The 18,577-nt window shown below is 67.6% G+C and carries 22 protein-coding genes and 1 tRNA gene; 13 read left to right on the forward strand and 10 right to left on the reverse strand.

The annotated features are described in order from the left end of the window. Positions 1 to 40: 40 nt before the first annotated feature. Positions 41 to 889: a phosphotransferase gene (locus tag AB0M15_RS37825; RefSeq protein WP_363830505.1), complete on the forward strand. Its 849-nt coding sequence runs from the start codon at positions 41 to 43 to the stop codon at positions 887 to 889. 2 nt (positions 890 to 891) lie between these two features. Here AB0M15_RS37825 and AB0M15_RS37830 read toward each other — a convergent pair whose 3' ends face one another. Genes AB0M15_RS37830 through AB0M15_RS37840 form a run of 3 tightly spaced genes read right to left on the reverse strand, consistent with a single transcriptional unit; the run spans position 892 to position 2,076 of the window. Continuing rightward, entirely contained in the window at positions 892 to 1,323 is a 432-nt protein-coding gene (locus AB0M15_RS37830) for a hypothetical protein (RefSeq protein WP_363830508.1), read from the reverse strand. Next, positions 1,320 to 1,553, reverse strand: coding sequence for a hypothetical protein (locus tag AB0M15_RS37835; protein ID WP_363830511.1), 234 nt, complete (start codon positions 1,551 to 1,553; stop codon positions 1,320 to 1,322). Before AB0M15_RS37835 ends, AB0M15_RS37830 begins: the two co-directional genes overlap by 4 nt. Then, positions 1,546 to 2,076, reverse strand: a complete 531-nt coding sequence (locus tag AB0M15_RS37840) for a hypothetical protein (RefSeq protein ID WP_363830514.1) — start codon at positions 2,074 to 2,076, stop codon at positions 1,546 to 1,548. Before AB0M15_RS37840 ends, AB0M15_RS37835 begins: the two co-directional genes overlap by 8 nt. Positions 2,077 to 2,146: 70 nt before the next feature. On the opposite strand from AB0M15_RS37840, the gene AB0M15_RS37845 reads away from it, so the two are divergent. The 6 genes from AB0M15_RS37845 (at position 2,147) to AB0M15_RS37870 (ending at position 6,982) form a co-directional block, all read left to right on the forward strand. After that, positions 2,147 to 3,016, forward strand: a complete 870-nt coding sequence (locus AB0M15_RS37845) for a LysR family transcriptional regulator (RefSeq protein WP_363830518.1) — start codon at positions 2,147 to 2,149, stop codon at positions 3,014 to 3,016. Then, positions 3,013 to 3,573: an RNA 2'-phosphotransferase gene (locus tag AB0M15_RS37850; protein ID WP_363830521.1), complete on the forward strand. Its 561-nt coding sequence runs from the start codon at positions 3,013 to 3,015 to the stop codon at positions 3,571 to 3,573. The genes AB0M15_RS37845 and AB0M15_RS37850 overlap by 4 nt, the downstream gene beginning before the upstream one ends. 37 nt (positions 3,574 to 3,610) lie before the next feature. After that, entirely contained in the window at positions 3,611 to 4,891 is a 1,281-nt protein-coding gene (gene eno, locus AB0M15_RS37855) for a phosphopyruvate hydratase (RefSeq protein ID WP_328328397.1), read from the forward strand. Positions 4,892 to 4,909: 18 nt separating this feature from the next. Then, entirely contained in the window at positions 4,910 to 5,524 is a 615-nt protein-coding gene (locus AB0M15_RS37860) for a septum formation initiator family protein (protein ID WP_363830525.1), read from the forward strand. After that, positions 5,521 to 6,003, forward strand: a complete 483-nt coding sequence (locus AB0M15_RS37865; protein ID WP_363830527.1) for a DUF501 domain-containing protein — start codon at positions 5,521 to 5,523, stop codon at positions 6,001 to 6,003. The genes AB0M15_RS37860 and AB0M15_RS37865 overlap by 4 nt, the downstream gene beginning before the upstream one ends. Before the next feature lie 61 nt (positions 6,004 to 6,064). After that, complete coding sequence (locus tag AB0M15_RS37870; protein WP_363830531.1) at positions 6,065 to 6,982, forward strand: Ppx/GppA phosphatase family protein; 918 nt, start codon at positions 6,065 to 6,067, stop codon at positions 6,980 to 6,982. On the opposite strand, the gene AB0M15_RS37875 is transcribed toward AB0M15_RS37870, so the two are convergent. Both AB0M15_RS37875 and AB0M15_RS37880 read right to left on the reverse strand, forming a co-directional pair. Further along, entirely contained in the window at positions 6,962 to 7,087 is a 126-nt protein-coding gene (locus AB0M15_RS37875) for a hypothetical protein (RefSeq protein ID WP_363830534.1), read from the reverse strand. The genes AB0M15_RS37870 and AB0M15_RS37875 overlap by 21 nt on opposite strands. 33 nt (positions 7,088 to 7,120) lie before the next feature. Further along, a complete protein-coding gene (locus AB0M15_RS37880) occupies positions 7,121 to 7,699 on the reverse strand; it encodes a helix-turn-helix domain-containing protein (RefSeq protein ID WP_363830537.1) in 579 nt (192 codons plus the stop codon). Positions 7,700 to 7,865: 166 nt separating this feature from the next. On the opposite strand from AB0M15_RS37880, the gene AB0M15_RS37885 reads away from it, so the two are divergent. The 3 genes from AB0M15_RS37885 to AB0M15_RS37895 all read left to right on the forward strand — a co-directional run bounded on the left by AB0M15_RS37885 (position 7,866) and on the right by AB0M15_RS37895 (position 11,587). Next, complete coding sequence (locus tag AB0M15_RS37885) at positions 7,866 to 9,233, forward strand: MFS transporter (protein WP_363830540.1); 1,368 nt, start codon at positions 7,866 to 7,868, stop codon at positions 9,231 to 9,233. 19 nt (positions 9,234 to 9,252) lie between these two features. Further along, positions 9,253 to 10,083, forward strand: coding sequence for a uracil-DNA glycosylase (locus tag AB0M15_RS37890; RefSeq protein WP_363830543.1), 831 nt, complete (start codon positions 9,253 to 9,255; stop codon positions 10,081 to 10,083). Positions 10,084 to 10,279: 196 nt separating this feature from the next. Then, a complete protein-coding gene (locus AB0M15_RS37895) occupies positions 10,280 to 11,587 on the forward strand; it encodes an NAD(P)/FAD-dependent oxidoreductase (protein ID WP_363830546.1) in 1,308 nt (435 codons plus the stop codon). A 6-nt stretch (positions 11,588 to 11,593) separates the two neighbouring features. On the opposite strand, the gene AB0M15_RS37900 is transcribed toward AB0M15_RS37895, so the two are convergent. The 3 genes from AB0M15_RS37900 to AB0M15_RS37910 all read right to left on the reverse strand — a co-directional run bounded on the left by AB0M15_RS37900 (position 11,594) and on the right by AB0M15_RS37910 (position 15,819). Continuing rightward, entirely contained in the window at positions 11,594 to 13,945 is a 2,352-nt protein-coding gene (locus AB0M15_RS37900) for a GH92 family glycosyl hydrolase (protein ID WP_363830548.1), read from the reverse strand. Positions 13,946 to 14,032: 87 nt separating this feature from the next. Then, positions 14,033 to 14,698, reverse strand: a complete 666-nt coding sequence (locus AB0M15_RS37905; protein ID WP_363830552.1) for a response regulator transcription factor — start codon at positions 14,696 to 14,698, stop codon at positions 14,033 to 14,035. Beyond that, positions 14,695 to 15,819, reverse strand: a complete 1,125-nt coding sequence (locus tag AB0M15_RS37910) for a histidine kinase (protein ID WP_363830556.1) — start codon at positions 15,817 to 15,819, stop codon at positions 14,695 to 14,697. Before AB0M15_RS37910 ends, AB0M15_RS37905 begins: the two co-directional genes overlap by 4 nt. A 103-nt stretch (positions 15,820 to 15,922) precedes the next feature. Here AB0M15_RS37910 and AB0M15_RS37915 point away from each other — a divergent pair, with 103 nt between their 5' ends. The 3 genes from AB0M15_RS37915 (at position 15,923) to AB0M15_RS37925 (ending at position 17,309) form a co-directional block, all read left to right on the forward strand. Beyond that, positions 15,923 to 16,429 (forward strand): ACT domain-containing protein, encoded by a 507-nt coding sequence (locus tag AB0M15_RS37915; protein WP_363830559.1) that lies wholly within the window; start codon positions 15,923 to 15,925, stop codon positions 16,427 to 16,429. A gap of 8 nt (positions 16,430 to 16,437) precedes the next feature. Next, the gene (locus AB0M15_RS37920; protein ID WP_363830562.1) at positions 16,438 to 17,001 is read left to right on the forward strand and encodes a peptide deformylase; all 564 of its coding nucleotides are present in this window, start codon (positions 16,438 to 16,440) and stop codon (positions 16,999 to 17,001) included. A gap of 227 nt (positions 17,002 to 17,228) precedes the next feature. Continuing rightward, positions 17,229 to 17,309: transfer RNA gene (locus tag AB0M15_RS37925), tRNA-Leu, on the forward strand. 57 nt (positions 17,310 to 17,366) lie between these two features. Here AB0M15_RS37925 and AB0M15_RS37930 read toward each other — a convergent pair. After that, on the reverse strand, positions 17,367 to 17,807 hold the full coding sequence (locus AB0M15_RS37930) for an Imm1 family immunity protein (RefSeq protein ID WP_363830567.1): 441 nt from the start codon (positions 17,805 to 17,807) through the stop codon (positions 17,367 to 17,369). Further along, a complete protein-coding gene (locus tag AB0M15_RS37935) occupies positions 17,804 to 18,454 on the reverse strand; it encodes a DddA-like double-stranded DNA deaminase toxin (protein ID WP_363830570.1) in 651 nt (216 codons plus the stop codon). Before AB0M15_RS37935 ends, AB0M15_RS37930 begins: the two co-directional genes overlap by 4 nt. Positions 18,455 to 18,577 lie beyond the last annotated feature (123 nt).

The raw sequence follows: 18,577 nt of genomic DNA on the forward strand, positions 1-18,577 counted from the left end.
CCTTCGACGCATGCTCGGCCCGCCTGACAGGGTGACGCAGGTGGAGCTCACCGACATCCTGGCGCAGTCCTGGCAGTTGACCGCAGCCAACCTGGAGACGCTCAGCGGTGGGATGAACTCCCAGACCTGGCTGGTCACCTCCAACGGCGTCCGGTACGTCGCGAAGTCCGTGCCCGGAGAAGACTCCCGGTTCGAGCCTGGGCTCGAACTAGCCGCCCGCCTCGCCCGTGGTGGTCTCATCACCGGGGCGCCGATTCCCAGCCACGACGGCCGTCTGGTGGAGCGCTGGGGCGACCGGCAACTCGCAGTACTGGAGTATGTCGGCGGTATCCCGCTGCTAGCCGCCCCGGAAGACCAGCAAGCCGTCGGTACGACGCTCGCACGGGTGCACCAGATCTCCCAGGCTCCGGCCGGTGATCTGGAGAAGTGGTTCGAGCTGCTCACGGACTTCGACGCGTACCTCGATCTCGAACCGTGGATCCGGCCTGCGGTGGAAGCCGCCCTGGACGGCGTACGGGTACTGAACAACCTGACCTGGGCCGGCCTCCACGGCGACCCGGCGACGGAGGCGTTCCTCCGTCAGCCAGACGGCGAGATCGCTCTGATCGACTGGGGCAGCTTCATGACCGCCCCACTGCTGTACGACGTCGCCTCGGCCGTCATGTACGTCGGTACGGACGAACACGTCGTCCCCGCCTATCTGGCTGTGCTACCGGAGCTGGCGACCGAGCTGGACACCGGCCTACCGGCGTTCTGGCGCTTCCGCCAAGCCGTCCAGGCCTCGTACTTCGCCTGGCGCGTCGCAACCAACGTACAAACCGGCCTGACCACCGACGACGGCAACCATCTCGGCCTCACCGACGCACGACGCTGGTTCACCGGCAAATGAACTCAGAGTTTGTCCGCGGCGACGACTGAGATGTGAGGCTGATCGCCGGCCAAGGCGTTCAGGTCGCCGAGGTCTGAGGTCGCGATGACGATCGGACCGGGCTCGCCGAGTGCTGTGGCGACGAGGATCGCATCCACCGCGTGGCCGGATCCCAGCCCTGCGGCGCCGATCAGTTTCCCCGCCAGCTCGCCGATCTGCTGCGTCACCGGCTCCACCACGATCCCGCCGAGAACCCGATAGACCCCGGCATCGCGTGCGGTCCCGCGAAGAGCTTCGGCGAGGATCGCCGCGGAGGTGACGACCCGACGGCCGTCGAGGTAGGCGGCTTGCAGCCGGACGTACATCGCCCGGTCGGTGGCAGCTCGCGAAAGTCCTTCATTGTCCAGGACGAGCGTTCCCTGTCCGCTGGAGCGGACGCGCTTGCGAGAGCTCACCGGTCGGGCCACTCGGCGCGAGCCTGCGCCAGTTCTTCTTCGGTCACCGGCCCGTGTTCATCGGCCAGCTCCGCCAGCAGGTCGCCGAGCCGGTCGTGCTCCAGCTGGCGAATCAGGGCATCCGTGACATAGGCAGACACGTTGCCCCGGCCCGCCCGTGCCCTGAGCTCAGCGGCCAGGTCGGACGGGATGGTGACGCTCATCTTGTCGGTGTGTGCCGGTTCACCCATGCGGCGATCCTACCGCTGGTGGGATTGGGGCGCCATTGCCTGACGATCGAGGTCGGTGGCGGATGGCTGTTTCGGCTGATGGCCAGGTGGGGGTGTGGGTCAGGTCGTGGGGGATGGCTTTTTGGGGGCCGAAGAGGTAGCGGTGGGGGACCAGGCCGTCGAGGGCTGCGTGGACGTCGGGTTTGTCGTCGATGAAGTGGGTGATGGACAGGTCGGCGCAGTGGATGGCTTTGTCGGGGCGGCGGAGGCAGAAGCGGACGTTGGCTTCTGGGATGCCGGTGTGGGTGAAGAAGTTGTGGTGGTGGAGCCAGGCTAGGGAGCGTTGCTGGATTCTCGGGCCGCATTTGGAGATGAGCCAGGCTTGGCCGTTGAAGAGGTCCACGAGGCGGGGGATCGATTCGAAGGCGCCGGGGACGGCGGGGGTGTGGAGGGCCGCTTCGGGGGAGCCGCCGAAGAAGGCGGTGTCCTGGCCGGGTGGGCTGTTGATGATGACGCGGCCGATGTCGATTCCCAATCTGTTCATGGATTGATGGTGCGTTGGTGGACTATGTCGACAGAACTATTAATAGACGCTGGAGCTATAGTTTGAGGTGATGATTCTGGATCGGTTGGTGGCCGAGGACCTGGAAGCGTTCGCCGTTTTCGCCAAGCATCGGAACTTCACGCACGCGGCCGATGAGCTGCATGTGAGTCAGCCGGCGTTGCATGCGAGGGTTCGGAAACTCGAGCAGACGTTGGGTAAACAGCTCTACGAGCGCCAAGGTCGCAACCTGTTGCTGACGGCGACGGGCGACCAGCTCGCCGCCTTTGCCAACGACACCCGCGCCCGCGCCGCCGCCTTCCTCGACTCGCTTGACGTGTTGCCGCCGCGGCCGCTCGTTCTCGCGGCCGGCTCGGGCGCATACCTGTATGTCATCGGCGATGTCCTCCGCCGGTACCTCGCACGCGAGCCCGGGCTGCGCCTGATGACGACGGACTCTGACGCCACAGTCGCCGCAATCCGCGACGGCAGTGCCGACTTCGGGGTGACGGCGCTCGCCATCCCGCCGGACGACCTCGACTGCGAGCCGCTCGCGCAGTACCCGCAAGTGCTCGCGGTCCGACCCGACCACCGCCTCGCGGACCGGCGTACGGTCCGGTTGAAGGATCTGCAGGGCGAGGCGCTCGTCGTACCGCCGAAGACCCGCCCGCATCGCCAGCAACTCGAGCGCGGCTTACTCGATGCCGGCGTCGACTGGACCGTCGCGGTGGAGGCCGAAGGCTGGGCCTTGCTGGTCCACTTCGTCCGCCTGGGAGTCGGCCCGGCAGTCGTCAACGGCTTCGTCCGTACGCCGGCCACCGTCCGAACCATCCCGGTCAAGGACCTCCCACCGGTCCGTTACTACCTCGTCACCCGCCCGAACCGCCCACCCGACAATCGCCTCGACACACTCCGTGCCCTGCTGACACGCTTCGTCACGTGAGCCAGGCAAGCAGGCAGTTGTCCCGACTGCTCAGACACACCGCCGGTGACCGGGGACTGGCAATGAGCCCCGACGGCTGGGCCTTGATCGAAGACGTCTGCAAACTCCTCAAAATGGACCGTACTGCGCTCGCGTCCGCCGTCGAGCAGAACGACAAGGCGCGGCTGCAGGTGGACGGCGAGCGAATCCGCGCCTGCCAGGGCCACTCCGCGCAGGGGATGCCGGTCACCCGTGAAGCTTTGGAGAACAGTTGGCGACGGGTCCATCCCGTCGACGAGCTGTGGCACGGCACCAATCTGGGCGTTCTGGACGTGATTCTGCGAGACGGTCTGCAGCCGGGCCGGCGTACTCATGTCCACCTCGCGCCCAGCCCGAACAGCCCTGTGGGCAGGCGATCCAGGGTCGACGTGCTGCTCGGCATCGACCCGGCCCAGCTCGACGGCCCTGTTTTCGAAGCCCCCAACGGCGTTCTGCTGGTCCGCGAAGTGCCGCCGCGGGCGATCTCCCAAGTGCTGGAGGCGGACGCGGTCCACGGGGCCGACTGGTCTGGCCGCTAGGCTCGGGCTGACATCAGGTGTGAACAAGGGAGTAGATGTGGCCACCATCGAGGCCGTCGGCGCCCGCGAGATTCTTGACTCGCGCGGTAACCCCACTGTCGAGGTCGAGGTTCTCCTCGACGACGACACCGTCTCCCGGGCGGCAGTGCCGTCGGGAGCTTCCACCGGCCAGTTCGAGGCCGTCGAGCTGCGTGACGGGGACAAGTCCCGTTACGGCGGCAAGGGTGTCCAGAAGGCCATCACGGCCATCCTGGAGGACATCGACAAGGAGATCGTCGGCTACGACGTCCACGAGCAGCGGCTGATCGACCAGGCCCTGATCGACCTGGACGGTACGCCGAACAAGTCCAAGCTGGGCGCGAACGCCATCCTCGGCGTCAGCCTCGCGGTCGCCAAGGCCGCCGCTGAGAGCGCCGGCCTGGACCTGTACCGCTACGTCGGCGGCCCGAACGCGCACGTGCTCCCGGTGCCGATGATGAACATCCTCAACGGCGGCTCGCACGCGGACAGCAATGTCGACGTGCAGGAGTTCATGATCGCCCCGATCGGCGCGTCGACGTACTCCGACGCCCTGATGCAGGGTGCGACCGTCTACCACGCGCTGAAGGCCGTACTGAAGGAGAAGGGCCTGTCCACCGGCCTCGGCGACGAGGGCGGCTTCGCCCCGAACCTGCCGAGCAACCGCGACGCGCTGGACCTGATCCTGGTCGCGATCGAGCGGGCCGGCTTCAAGCCGGGCGAGGACATCGCGCTGGCCATGGACGTGGCGGCGAGCGAGTTCTACACCGACGGCGTGTACGCGTTCGAGGGCGGCAAGAAGTCGGCCGACGAGATGATCGCGTACTACGCGGACCTGGTGGCGGCGTACCCGATCGTGTCGATCGAGGACCCGCTGAACGAAGAGGACTGGGACGGCTGGAAGAACCTCAGCGCCCAGCTCGGCGACAAGATCCAGGTGGTCGGCGACGACCTGTTCGTCACCCAGGTCGAGCGGCTGCAGCGCGGTATCGACGAGAAGGCCGCCAACGCCCTGCTGGTCAAGGTGAACCAGATCGGCTCGCTGACCGAGACGCTGGACGCCGTCGACCTGGCTCACCGCAACGGGTTCGCCTGCATGATGAGCCACCGTTCCGGCGAGACCGAGGACACCACGATCGCCGACCTCGCGGTGGCGACCAACTGCGGCCAGATCAAGTCCGGTGCGCCGGCCCGGTCCGACCGTACGGCGAAGTACAACCAGCTGCTCCGGATCGAGGAAGAGCTCGACGACGCGGCCCGGTACGCCGGTCGCTCGGCCTTCCCGCGATTCAAGGGCTGACCGACGTAGGCTTGGGAAATGTCCTCCCGCCGGGATCCAGGTGCGCGCCCAGGCTCGCGACCGACGAGTCGTAGCCAGTCGCGCCCGCCTGCCCGCCGGGACGGCAACCAGCCGCCGAAACGTCGTACGACGGGAACCCCTGGCGCGGGCACGCCTCGCACCAGGGGTTCGCGCAACCTCACCGGCCGGGCAGCCGTCGTGCTGCTCGTGCTCGGTGCGCTGATCGTCTCCTACGCGCAGAGCCTGCGGGTCTGGTTCGACCAGCACCAGCAGATCACCGCGTTGCAGCAGGAGATCAAGGACCGCGAGAAGCGCGTCGACCAGCTCGGCGACGAGGTCGAGCGCTGGAACGACGACGCCTACGTCAAGGCGCAGGCCCGGCAGCGGCTCGGCTGGGTGATGCCGGGCGAGGTGGGGTACAGGGTGATCGGAGCGGACGGCAAGCCAGTCGGCGCACCGCCCGAGCCCGCTGGACCGGCTGATCCGCATGCCGATCCGCAGAAGCCGACCTGGTACACGAAGCTCTGGGGGAGCGTGGAGGGCGCCGGCCATCCGCCCGCGCCGGCCAAGCCGGCCGCGCCGAAGCCGACCCCCAAACCGGTACTGACCGCACCACCGAAAGGCAGCAGGTGAGCGTTACACCCGAGGACGTTACGGCCGTCAGCGAACAACTCGGCCGCCCCGCCCGCGGGATCCGTTCGATCGCGCATCGCTGTGTCTGCGGGCTGCCCGATGTGGTTGAGACCGAGCCGCGGCTGCCCGACGGCACGCCGTTTCCGACCACGTACTACGTCACGTGTCCGCGACTCGCCTCGGCGATCGGGCGGCTCGAGGCGGAGGGCGTGATGAAGGAGATGACGGATCGGCTGGCGACGGACGAGGAACTGGCTGCTCGTTATCGGTTGGCGCATGAGGACTACCTGCGGCGACGCGCGTTGCTTGGCGACGTACCGGAAGTTGCGGGGATCAGCGCTGGTGGGATGCCTACCCGGGTGAAGTGCTTGCATGTGCTGGTCGGGCACTCGCTGGCGGCTGGGCCTGGGGTGAATCCGCTGGGCGACGAGGCTTTGGCGATGCTGCCCGATTGGGGCCGGCGGGGGCCTTGTGTCTGATTCGGGCGCTGAGGGTTATGTGCTTGGCGGGTCGCCTGAATCGGACGGGGCTGGTGAGTCGGTGCGGGTTGCTGCGATCGACTGTGGGACGAACTCGATCCGGCTCTTGATCGCCGACTACGCCGATGGCGAGTTGGTCGAGGTCGACCGGCAGATGCGGGTCGTGCGGCTGGGGCAGGGGGTCGACTCGACCGGGGTGTTTGCTGCTGATGCGTTGGTGCGGACCTTTGCGGCTTGTGCGGAGTACGCGGAAATCGTGCGCGCTGCCGAGGTGGATCGGGTTCGTTTTGTGGCGACGTCGGCGGCTCGGGACGTGAGCAACCGAGACGAGTTCTTCGCTGGGGTGTCCGAGCGGCTCGGTGTGGTGCCGGACATCATCTCGGGCGCTGAAGAGGCCGTCTTGAGCTTCCAGGGCGCGACGAGCGGACTGGCCGCTTTGGAGGTGCCGGGGCCTTATCTGGTGGCCGACATCGGTGGCGGGTCGACCGAGCTGGTGCTGGGCGACGCTGACGGCGTACTGGCCTCGGAATCGCTCGACATGGGCTCGGTGCGGATGACCGAACGCCACCTCCACTCCGACCCCGCAACCGTCGAGGAGATGGCTGCTGCGACGAAGGATGTCGACGCGCTGCTCGACTCAACCGTCGTCCCGCTGTCCCAGGCCCGCTGCCTGATCGGCGTCGCCGGCACGGTCACCACGGTCGCGGCAGTCGCCCTCAAACTCACCGAGTACGACCCAGGCGTGATCCACCACGCCCGGATCGCGTCCGACCTCCTCCTCGACACCACCTCGTGGCTGATGGGCTCCACTCGCATGGACCGCGCCGAAGTACCGGCCATCCACCCCGGCCGAGTAGACGTCATCGGCGCCGGCGCCCTCATCCTGCAAAGACTCCACGACCGCCTCGACTACGACGGCGTCCTCGTCTCAGAACACGACATCCTCGACGGAGTCGCCCTAGCCCTCGCTCGCCAGTAGAGCGAGCCTGACGATCTCGTCCCACGGCAACTGCCGGCCGCCGCTCTCCGCGCGCGGCTCCTTCAGTTCCCACTGGACGACCTGAGCACCCGCCTGCCGCAGCACCTGTTGCTGCGGCTACTACTCCGATGGTTGGCACTAGCGGGGGTGGAGGCCGTCTAGGGCTAGGTTCAGGACTCGGGTGCGTTGGGCGTCGTCGACGAAGCCGGCGGCGGTGAGGCCGCTGACCATGCGGAGGACGTCGTCGAAGTTGGTGTCGGGGCGGATGGCGCCGGACTGCTGGGCCTGGTCGAAGAGGGGCTGGCCGGCGTCGTACATCGCCTCGCGGGCGGTGCGGAACAGGTCCGAGTCGCGGTTCAGTTCCTCGTAGATGGCCCGCTTGGTCGCGGCGTACCCGACGAAGCGCTGCAGCCAGGTCTCGAACGCCTCCCACGGCGGCAGGTCGGCGACCTCGTCCGCGGCCTGGCAGAGCTCCTCGATCTCGCCGAAGTAGACGGCGTCGAACAGATCCTGCCGGGTCGGGAAGTTCCGGTAGAGCGTCCCGATGCCGACGCCGGCCCGCCGGGCGATGTCTTCCAGCGACGCCCCGGAGCCGTGCTCGGCGAAGGCGTCCCGGGCGGCTGCCAGCAGGGCGTCGAAGTTGCGGCGGGCATCAGCCCGGTGCGGGCGCTTGATGGCGACGCCCAGACTCCCGCGCGCACTTGTGGTCTCAGTCACCCCAACCACCCTATCCACTAGAAACGGAGGCACTCCTCCGCTATAGTGGAGGCATACCTCGACTTTAGCAGATCGGGGCACAACCACACTTCTCTTGAAGGACTTCTGCATGCCCAGAATCAGGCATAACTCACCGCGAACGACGCTGGCCGTGCTGGCGTCTGTCGTGGCTGCTTTCTCTATGCTGCAGTCGCTGGTCACCCCGGCGCTGCCGCTCATCCAGCACGACCTGCACACCACACCAGCCCTCGTGACCTGGGTATTCACCGCGCTTCTCCTCTCGGTCTCCATCTCGACCCCGCTGCTCGGCCGGGTCGGAGACATGGTCGGCAAGGAGCGCACGCTGCTGATCGCCTTGGTCGCCCTCGCGGTCGGCTGTCTGCTCGCGGCGATCGCGCCCAATATCGGCGTACTGATCGCGGCCCGGGCCGTACAAGGTCTCGGTGGCGCGGTCTTCCCGCTGTCGTTCGGCATCATCCGTGACGAGTTCCCGACCGAGCGCGTCCCGTCCGTGGTCGGCCTGGTGTCGGCGGTGATCGCGGCCGGTGGTGGGCTCGGGATCGTACTGGCCGGCCCGATCGTCCAGGCGCTCAGCTGGCGCTGGCTGTTCTGGATCCCGCTCGTCGTCGTCACTACCGCGGCAGTGCTGGTACGCCGGTACGTCCCCGAGTCGCCGAATCGCGTCCCCGGCCGAATCGACTGGCTCGCCGCCCTCCTCCTCTCCGGCTGGCTGATCGCGCTTCTGCTCCCGTTGAGCACCGGCCGCTCCTGGGGCTGGGGCTCGGCCCGTACCGTCGGCCTCTTCGCCGTGGCCGCCGTCCTCCTGGTCGGCTGGATCACCGTCGAGCTCCGCTCGAAGAACCCGCTGATCGACATGAGAATGATGCGGTTGCCGGCCGTCTGGACGACCAACCTCGTGGCGTTGCTCTTTGGCGCGGCGATGTTCGCGGTCTACGCGTTCGTGCCGCAGTTCGTACAGATCCCCAAGGCGGCGGGCTTCGGATTCGGCTCGAGCGTGACGCAGGCCGGACTCCTGATGCTGCCGATGCTGGTCACCATGGCCGTCGCCGGCTCGCTGAGCGGGCCGTTGGCGCCGCGGTTCGGGGCGAAGGCACAGGTCGTCTCTGGCTCCGCAATGAGTCTGATCGCGGCGCTGCTGTTCGCGCGGCTGCATGACTCGCCGTGGCAGCTCGCGCTTTCGACGGCGCTCTTCGGGATCGGACTCGGTCTGGCGTACGCGTCGATGACCAGCCTGATCGTGCAGAACGTCCCGCGTGAGCAGACCGGCGCCGCCACCGGGATGAACGCCAACATCCGCACCATCGGCGGATCGATCGGTACGGCGGTGGCCAGCTCCGTCATCACCGGCCACCTCCAGCCCTCCGGCCTGCCCGCCGAGTCCGGCTTCACCGACACGTTCTACCTGCTGGCGGCTTTCTCGGCGGCCGCGGTCCTGCTGGCCCTCGCCATCCCGACCACTCGCCGGATCACGAAGGCCGCGCCGGACCCGCTGCTCGAAGAGTTGGTCAGCTGATCGGTTCTACGCTGAGGGCATGAAGCTGCCGCACCCGTTGACCGGGGAGCTGTTCGACAGTCCGGTACCACCGGGCACCGGCTGGCCCGAGGACCCAGCGGCAGCCGGTACTCCGGTCGCTCGCGACGCGGCAGAAGTCCTCAAGCTCGCGCAGACGGACGACCTGGCGGAACTCGACGCCAGGGTGTCCGTCTGCCGTGCGTGTACCCGGTTGGTCGAGTGGCGCGAAGATGTTGCCCTCGGCAAGCGAAAGTCCTTCGCCGACCAGCCGTACTGGGGTCGCCCGATCGCCGGCTGGGGTGACCCGTCGCCTCGCATCCTCATCGCCGGCCTGGCTCCAGCCGCCCACGGCGGCAACCGCACCGGCCGCGTCTTCACCGGCGACCGCTCGGGCGACTGGCTGTTCGCCTCCCTCTACCGCGTCGGGCTCGCCAACCAACCGACCAGCGAGCACGCCGGCGACGGCCTGCGCCTGATCGGAGCCCGGATGATGGCCGCCGTCCGCTGCGCCCCACCCGCCAACAAGCCGACCCCGGAGGAACGCGACACCTGCGCGCCGTGGTTCCACGCCGAGCTGGAGCTGGTCCTCCCGACGACCCGCGCGATCGTCTGCCTCGGCAAGTTCGGCTTCGACGTCCTGCTCAATGCGCTGCAGGCCGTCGGCGGGGTGGTCCCCGCCCCGCGCCCGAAGTTCGGGCACGCGGTCGAGTACGTAGTGCCAGGTCCGTACGGCGAAGTCACCGTCCTCGGCTGCTTCCACCCCAGCCAGCAGAACACCTTCACCGGCAAACTCACCGAACCCATGACGGACGCGGTGCTGACCAGGGCGAAGGCGATCGCGGGTTTGTGAACTTGCGGTTGTGTTACCGGAGGGGTCAGCGCTAGGTCCGGGCGGGGGCAGGACGCAGGATAGAGGACGAAAGTCCCTCCGATGGGGGACTTCCGGTGGTTGAGATCACCCGGAAGATGGCTTGTGAAAGTTTTCACGAGCTGGGTATCCTGAAGTGGACATGAAGTTCGAATCGCACTCAGGGAGAGTGAAAGGCATGGCAGCCCAGGTACCGCACATCCTCGTCGTCGGAGGCGGTTACGTCGGGATGTACACGGCGTACGGCCTGCGCAAGGCCGCCCGCCGGGGCAAGATCCGGGTCACCGTGGTCGACCCCCGTTCGGTGATGACGTACCAGCCGTTCCTGCCCGAGGCGGCGGCCGGCTCGGTGGAGCCGCGGCACGTGGTGGTGCCGCTGCGCAAGACGCTGAAGGGCTGCCGGGTGGTCACCGGCCGCGTGGTCGGCGTCGACCACGAGCGCAAGGTCGCCCAGGTGATGCCCGAGGAGGGCCCCGACTACGAGCTCGCCTACGACCAGATCGTGATCGCGATCGGCTCGATCGCCCGGACGCTGCCGATCCCGGGGCTGGCCGAGGAGGCCACCGGGTTCAAGAACGTCGAAGAGGCGATCGCCCTGCGCAACAAGGTGCTCGACCGGCTCGACATCGCCTCGTCGCAGCCCGATCCGGCGCTGCGCAAGTCCGCGCTCACCTTCGTCTTCGTCGGCGGCGGGTACGCCGGGATCGAGGCGTTCGCCGAGCTCGAGGACATGGCCCGCTACGCCACCCGGTACTACGACAACATCACGCCCGACGACATGCGCTGGGTGCTCGTCGAGGCCACCAACCGGATCCTGCCCGAGGTCGGCCCCGAGCTGGGGCAGTACACGGTGGAGCAGCTGCGCAAGCGCAACATGGACATCAAGCTCGAGACCCGGCTGGAGTCCTGCGAGAAGGGCCACGTCGTACTGAGCGACGGCGAGGAGTTCGACTCCGACACGATCGTCTGGACGGCCGGCGTGAAGGCCAACCCGGCGCTGGCTCAGACCGGCTTCCCGCTGGACGAGCGCGGTCGCGTGAAGTGCCTGGCCAACCTCCGGATCGAAGGGGTCAGCGACGCGTGGTCGGCCGGCGACAACGCCGCCGTACCGGATCTGACGTCGGAGACCGGCGCGTACTGCGCCCCGAACGCGCAGCACGCCGTCCGGCAGGCCAACCGCCTCGCGGCGAACATCCTCCGCGTCGTCGACGGTCAGCCGCCGCAGGACTACAAGCACAAGTACGTCGGCTCGGTGGCGAGCCTCGGCCTGCACAAGGGTGTCGCCCAGCTGTACGGCGTGAAGGTCAAGGGCTGGCCTGCCTGGTTCCTGCACCGGACGTACCACGTGTCCCGCGTGCCTACCTTCAACCGCAAGGCCCGGGTCATCCTGGACTGGACCCTCGCGCTGTTCTTCCGGCGCGAGGTCACCAGCCTCGGCAGCCTGCAGACGCCCAACGAGGAGTTCCGCCGGGCGACTGACAGCTGATCCTGCTCAGTGGTGATCGATGGGAGCGGTGCCCCAGCTTGTGGGCGTCGCTCCCATCTGCACGTTGATCCGGCCGCCGCTGGTGATGAACGACTCCGGCAGCCAGGACTCGGTCCGCGGCTTGCCGTTGAGGTCCAGCGCATCGACGTACTGGTTGGTGTCTGAGGTCTGCGGCGCCTCGATGGTCAGCCGTACGCCGTTGCTGCGCTTCAACTCCACCTTGGGGAACAACGGACTCCCGACCAGCAACTCGGCCCGGCCGGGCGCCTGCGGGAACAGGCCGATCGCGGCGAACACGTACCAGGCCGAGAGCGTCCCGAGATCGTCGTTACCCGGCAGGCCAGACGGCCCGGTGCCATAGACAGTGTCCACGATCTCCCGCGTCGTCGCCTGCGTCTTCCAGGCGACCCCGAGCCCGTTGTAGAGCCACGGTGTGTGCAGACCCGGCTCGTTGGTCGGGTCGTACCTGAGCGCGCTGCCACCCTTGACCGCCCAGTTGCCGGCGGCGTCGTGGAAGAAGCCGTCGAGCCTGGTGACCGCGTCACCGCCCATCATCGCGCCGAGGCCGGAGACATCCTGCGGCACCATCCACGTGTACGTCGCGCTGGAACCCTGCGCGAACCCCACGTCGGTGGACGGCGTGAACCCGGGCTGCCAGGTCCCATCCGCCTTGCGGGCGCGCTGGTAACCGACTGCCGGGTCGTACGTGTTCTTCCACCAAGTGCCGCGGTCTTGCAGGTCTGCGGTCGGCTTGCCCAGTCGCGATCCCCACTGGGCGAGGGAGAAGTCGGCCAGCGAGTTCTCCAGAGTCTCCGCGGCGCCACCCCAGCAGTGGCAGGCGTCCTGCGGCGCATAGTGTTTTGCCAGGTAGGTGTTGAGTGCCGGCCGTTGCCCGGTGCACTGCCCTGGGCAACCGCCGTCGTTCTCGGCATCGGCGTTCTGCACCGTTGCTTGGTGGACGAGCGAGTCATACGCGCCCTCGGCATCGAAGTTCGTGACGCCCATCGCCGCGAAGGTCGCCAGCGTCGGCGCGGCCGGGTCGCCCGTCATCACGTGCGTCGGGCCGTTGTTGTGCAGCCAGCGATCCCAGATCCCCTTGTTCTGCTGGGCGAACTGGTACATCGACTGCGCGAAGTCACCCGCGATCTCCGGCTTCAGCAACGCGAGCAGCTGGATGTGCGCCCGGTACTGATCCCAGCCGGAGAAGGTCCCGTACTGCGCCTGCTGGCCCGGCGCTAGCTCGTGGATCTGCTGGTCGCTGCCGAGGTACTTGCCATCGACGTCGTTGAACACGTTCGGCTGCAGGAGTACGTGGTACAGGGCCGTGTAGAAGGTGCTGCGCTGGGCCTCGCTGCCGCCGGTGATCCGGACGTTCTGCAGCTCGTTCTTCCAGTCTTTGTAACCATCGTTGGCGATCCGGTTGACGGTCGCGTCCGGGCGGATCTCGGCGGCTAGGTTCTGGTCTGCGCCTTGCGCGCTCACATAGGAGATGCCGATCCGCATCCTTACCTTGGCGCCAGGGGTGAAGCTGACGTAGCCGCCCGAGCCCTTGCCCGCGCGGTCGGCGCCGGTCGCGTAGCCCTCGCCGCCGGCGGTCTGGGTGCCGCCCGAGGTGATCGTGCCGTCCTTCCAGGTGCCGGTGGCAACGACCGGCTGGTCGAAGGAGGCGGTGAAGTAGAGGCGGTAGTAGGTCTTCCGGTTGTTCGTACCACCGTTGGCGCGGCGTCCGCAGAAGGCACCGGTCAGGACGGAGCCGGTCACCTTGCGGTTGGCCGCGTCGATGGTGATCTCGGCGTCCTGGCTGCCGTTGAGCGAGTTCGACGTACGGAACAGCAGGTTCGGCTGGCCTTCTGTCGGGAAGGTGAAGTCGCCGACGCCGGCCCGGGTGGTGACGGCCAGGTCGGACTTGACGCCGTTCGCGAGCTTGACGGTGAACCGGCCGGGCTTGGCGATTTCGTCGGCGTGACTGAAGTCGCTGGCGTACTTCGCGTCCTTGGTGTCCGCGGTCGGCGAGGTGTCGACGGTACCGACGTACGGCATGATCGGGATGTCGCCGGCCGCGCCCGGGTTGCAGCCGGCGCCGCTGACGTGGGTGAGGGAGAAGCCGCGCACCCGCGTCACGTCGTACTGGTAGCCGTTGGCGGCTCCCGTGCTGGTCTGGTCGCCGCGGGTGCTCGTCGGGCTCCACGAGATCATGCCGAACGGGCGGACGGCTCCTGGCCAGGTTGTTCCGTCTCTGGCTGAGCCGACCAGCGGGTCGACGTACGCGGCCGGGTCTACGACTTGCGTCTCGACCGCCTGAGCCGGGAGGGCGGGGAGGAGCAGGGCTAGAGCTAGACCACCGACGAGCAGGCGCATTTGAAACCTTCCAAGGGCGGACGAAACCCCTAGAGGCTAATGCGAATCAGGCTGGCGTGGTTGCCCGCGCGAGTGAAAGCTCGGTGATCAGCGGGTGTCGTCGAGGAGGCCGGCGTCGTGGACGAGGAGGGCGATCTGGACCCGGTTGTTCAGGTCGAGCTTGGTGAGGATGCGGGAGACGTGCGTCTTCACCGTCGGGATGCTGAGGTAGAGGGTCGCGCTGATCTCGGCGTTCGACTTGCCCTCGCCGACGGCGACGGCGATGTCGCGTTCGCGGTCGTTGAGGTCCTTGAGGCGGTCGGCCGCCTTGCTCCTGCGCTGGTCCTGGCCGGAGGCGGCGACGCGGGTGATCAGGCGCTTCGTGACGCCCGGTGAGAGGACTGGTTGGCCGCTGGCGATCCGGCGTACGGATTCGACGATCTCGGCCGGCGGGGTGTCCTTGAGGATGAAGCCGGCGGCGCCCGCGCGGAGCGCGCGGAGTACGTGTTCGTCGGCGTCGAACGTGGTCAGGATGACGACCTCGGGCGCGCCCGGGCGCCTGCGGATGGACTCGGTCGCAGTCAGGCCGTCCATGTTCGGCATCCGGATGTCCATCAGCACGACGTCGGGGGAGAGCTTGTCGATCAGGCTCTGTACGCCGCTGCCGTCGCCGGCCTCGCCGACCACCCGGATGTCCGGCGCGCCGCCGAGCATCAGCTGCAGGCCGGCGCGCAGCAGCGGGTCGTCATCCACGATCAGCACCCGAATGGTCATGCGGGCCACGGTAGCCAAGCGGCGAGGCGGAATTCGCCGTCGGGGGTACGGCCGTGTTCGAGCCGGCCGTCGACCAGTTGGGCGCGCTCGGACAAGCCGATCAGGCCCTGGCCGTCGCCTTTGCGTGTTTGGCCGGCGGGGTTGTGGAGCTCGACTGTCAGGCCGTTGCCTGGGGCGCCGATCACCTTGATCCTCACCGGTTCGCCTGGGGCGTGCTTGAGGGCGTTGGTGAGACCCTCCTGGACGATCCGGTACGCCGTTCTGCCGACGTGCTCGGGGAGGTTGCCGGGGGCATCGAATTCCAGGTCTACGGGGAGGCCTGCTTCTCTTGAGTCGTCGACCAGGGCCGGGAGGTCGGCGAAGGTTGGTTGGGGGAGTTCGCCGACCGGGGCTCGTAGTACGCCGATGACTTCTCTCAGGTCCTGGAGCGCTTGGTGCGCGCTGGCCCGGATGATCTCGGCGGCGCTGGAGACCTCTTGCGTGCTGGCGTCCGGGCGGTAGGCGAGCGCGCCGGCGTGGACGCTGAGCAGGGAGAGACGGTGGCCGAGTACGTCGTGCATCTCGCGGGCGATCTCCTCGCGGGCTCTCAGCTGGCCGCGCTCGGCCTGGAGGAGGGCCATCGCCTCGGCGCGGTCCGCTCGGTCGCGGAGGGTCTGGAGGAGCTGGCGGCGGGAACGGAGGTACAGGCCCCAGCCGGCCAGGGCGCAGTAGATCAGGATCGCCCAGCCGGCAGTCACCTGGATGGACTCGGGCTTGTGCCGGATCGCGATGTAGATGGCCAGGCTGACCGTGTTGACGCCGAAGATCACCAGCGTCGTCCGGAACGGCCGGTAGATCGCCACCGTGAGGATGATCATCAGGGTCGCGCCCGCGGCGGCGTCGGAGAAGGTCGAGATCGCGGCCGCGACGACCGCCAGCTGGACCGGCCAGCGCCGCCGGAACCACAGCGTCAGGCACAATCCCAGGCCGAGGATGAAGTCCACGTCGTGCAGCCACTCGGGGATCGGGTCCTTCCGGCCGCTGTCGTAGGCGACCAGGCTGATCAGGATCGCGAGGACGAAGCTCAGACTGTCGACCACCCAGTCCCGGGCGCTGCGCTTCGGACCGTCTGAACCCGCCATGGGTCGAATCTAACGGTGTTTTGCCGCGCTTCGCGGTCGTCGGTGGCGTCCGCATACCGAAGTTTGACCGGGTAAAGACTTTGGTCCGGGTAAGTTTCCGCCCATGAGTCAGCTCGCAGTCACCGTCATCGGCCCGGACCGCCCGGGCATCATCGCCGACGTCACCGAGGCCCTCGCCCAGACCGGCGTCAATCTCGAGGACTCGACGATGACGCTCCTGCGCGGTCACTTCGCGATGATGATCGTCTGCTCCGGATCGTTCCCGGAGGTACGCGAGGCCTTGGAGCCGCTGCGCGGCGAACTCGTCATCACGGTGCGTGAGATGGGCCCCGAACACGCCCACGCCCCGATCGGTGCCCCTTTCATCTTGAGCGTGCATGGCGCCGACCGCCCCGGAATCGTCTCCGCCGTGACCCGGATGATCGCCAGCGTCGGCGGCACGATCACCGACCAGACCACGCGCCTGAGCGGCTCCCTGTACGTCCTGACCGCCGAGGTGGAACTGCCCGCCGGCGCCGAGCTCGGCATGCTGCAGCGAGCCCTGGAGATCACCGCCGAGGAACTAGGCGTCGGAGTCACACTGCGCCCAGCCGAAAGCGACGATCTGTGAGCTCCCCGGTGACTGCGCATTTGAATCAAACCGTCGCCAGCTGGAGCCCCGCCCAACTAGGCCTCACTGGCGACGTACTGGAGGTCGTCCGAGCCCCCCACCCCGTCCTGGCCACCGAAGGCGCTTTGGTCGACCCCCTAGACCCAGTGATGCTGGCCCTGGCCGCCGACCTGGTAGCCACCATGCGAGTCTCCCCCGGCTGCGTAGGCCTAGCCGCCCCTCAGGTAGGCATCGCAGCCCAGATGTTCGCCCTGGACGTCACCGGCCACCCCAAAACCCGCACCTGCCACGGCGTCTTCGTCCTCTGCAACGCGGTAATCGTCGAAGCCACCCGCCAGGAAAAGGCCCGCGAAGGCTGCATGTCCGTCCCCGACCTGACCGGCGACGTAAAACGAGCCACCCGCCTAACCCTCACCGGCACCCTCCCCGGCACCACCGACCCCCTGACCATCACCACAGACGCCTTCGAAGCCCGAGCCCTACAACACGAAATCGACCACTGCTCCGGAGCCCTCTTCCTAGACCGAGTAGCCGGCGCCCACGCCATCTACCCCCGCAAGGTCTACCTGTAATCCACCCCGTACTCCGAACCGCCATCGTCGGGTTGGGGTGTGGGGTCAGGCGGCTCTGGCTTCCCCGCCCACCCACCCCGGTGTCTGAAGGTCCGGACCGATGAACCGTCGTCGCCCATCGGCTCAGCATCTCCTCTAGGGGATGTCCGCACATACCAACCGACTCTCACCCGCTTACCCTGTGTCCGTGACCAGGATCTACTTGTAAGGTGCTCCTTTGGCCGCAGGCCCGGGTGGCGGAACGGCAGACGCAGCGAGCTTAAACCTCGCAGCCGAAAGGCATACGGGTTCGAATCCCGTCCCGGGCACACAAATAATTGGTGTCTGTGCGCTCGTCGCCAACCACGTTCGCCTCCCGGGAAAGCTCAGGCAAGATCCTCTGGCCAGGGCTTCCACTCAACCGAAGGCGGAGGTTCGCCGCCTCCCGAGAGGAACTCTTTGACTGCGGCTCGAATCTCATCGACAGGCAGCTGCGAGTCGACAGGGAACTCCCGGTCCTGTCCGGCGTAGTAGTACACCAGTTCGTCGTGATCGGCTGGCTGGCCAGCTCCGTAGTACGTGCCTGACGCACTCATGTAGCGCAGGCCGCCGAGGATGCCGCCCGCGTTGTCGATGCCGATGAGAAGTTCATGGTCAGGCACCCCAGCGGAGTTCAGCCGGCCATCGACGTACACAGTGGCCACCGAGTTCTCGTACTCCTCGCCGAGAAGGTCGTCGATGAGTCGATCAACATCGGCCTCAGTCGAGATCCGGACAGGCTGCTCGTCGTGCTCGTGTCGAAAGTAGGCCTCGGCCGTCGCGGTCATGATGGATCCGACTCTCCTCTGTAGGTCTTCTCGAAATTATCTGGTCCATGGACGATCAACTCAGCGCCGGGTGGCAGGAAGCGCTTGAGGAGTTGGTTGCAGCCGAGTCGACCGGGACACGGGATCTTGTTCACGGCGATGGCTGCCTGCTTGATTCCTTCACGTCGCATCTTCATGGCGAACTTCAGTTCGACGTCGGCGGCCGTAGCCAAGGTCCCGTGGTCGGGGATCAGACCGAGTCGCTTCGCGTGGCTCAAAGCTGCCTCGAATTCTTCCTCGTGCCGGCCGCTGATCAAGTTCTGTACGACGCCGCTCCCGTCCTGCCAGGCACCTCTTGTCTTCTGCCGGCGGTTCGGGATCACACGTTGGATCGGGAGGGACGCGAGCAACTCCCCTCCGGTCAGGCGGCGAGGTTGATCACGCTGAGCGTCAGTGGAATCGGTCGGAGAGTGCGTCTGATTGCCACGTGGTGTGGTTTCGCTCGGTCCTCCTGATGACCTGCCGGTACGGTTCTCGGAGACCATCTGCTCGGCCCAGCCGCGTGCCTTCGGCGGTACCTGAGCCAGGTACTGAGCTGCGTCCTCGCACCGGCGAGCTGCCTCGTCCAGCTGTACAGCTGCCAGCCGAGCTGCCGGGTGGTTGGACATGTGACCCACATAGCTGGCGTTCTCCCTGCAGCTCTGAGCCATTCCCCGTAGGTATTCGGCGACGCGAGGTGTCTCGTCGAGAGTGGCTAGCAGGGCCTGGGCGACTCGCTGGAGTTCGGAGGG

It is taken from the genome of Kribbella sp. NPDC051718 (genome assembly GCF_040681515.1).
In the GTDB taxonomy this organism is placed as follows: Bacteria; Actinomycetota; Actinomycetes; order Propionibacteriales; family Kribbellaceae; genus Kribbella.

Coding starts and splice junctions, on each gene's coding strand:
- AB0M15_RS37835 (WP_363830511.1), bottom strand. CDS start 1,553: ATGGGTGAACCGGCACACACCGACAAGATGAGCGTCACCATCCCGTCC.
- AB0M15_RS37840 (WP_363830514.1), bottom strand. CDS start 2,076: ATGAACAGATTGGGAATCGACATCGGCCGCGTCATCATCAACAGCCCA.
- AB0M15_RS37845 (WP_363830518.1), top strand. CDS start 2,147: ATGATTCTGGATCGGTTGGTGGCCGAGGACCTGGAAGCGTTCGCCGTT.
- AB0M15_RS37860 (WP_363830525.1), top strand. CDS start 4,910: ATGTCCTCCCGCCGGGATCCAGGTGCGCGCCCAGGCTCGCGACCGACG.
- AB0M15_RS37890 (WP_363830543.1), top strand. CDS start 9,253: ATGAAGCTGCCGCACCCGTTGACCGGGGAGCTGTTCGACAGTCCGGTA.
- AB0M15_RS37895 (WP_363830546.1), top strand. CDS start 10,280: ATGGCAGCCCAGGTACCGCACATCCTCGTCGTCGGAGGCGGTTACGTC.
- AB0M15_RS37900 (WP_363830548.1), bottom strand. CDS start 13,945: ATGCGCCTGCTCGTCGGTGGTCTAGCTCTAGCCCTGCTCCTCCCCGCC.
- AB0M15_RS37905 (WP_363830552.1), bottom strand. CDS start 14,698: ATGACCATTCGGGTGCTGATCGTGGATGACGACCCGCTGCTGCGCGCC.
- AB0M15_RS37910 (WP_363830556.1), bottom strand. CDS start 15,819: ATGGCGGGTTCAGACGGTCCGAAGCGCAGCGCCCGGGACTGGGTGGTC.
- AB0M15_RS37915 (WP_363830559.1), top strand. CDS start 15,923: ATGAGTCAGCTCGCAGTCACCGTCATCGGCCCGGACCGCCCGGGCATC.
- AB0M15_RS37930 (WP_363830567.1), bottom strand. CDS start 17,807: ATGACCGCGACGGCCGAGGCCTACTTTCGACACGAGCACGACGAGCAG.
- AB0M15_RS37935 (WP_363830570.1), bottom strand. CDS start 18,454: ATGTCCAACCACCCGGCAGCTCGGCTGGCAGCTGTACAGCTGGACGAG.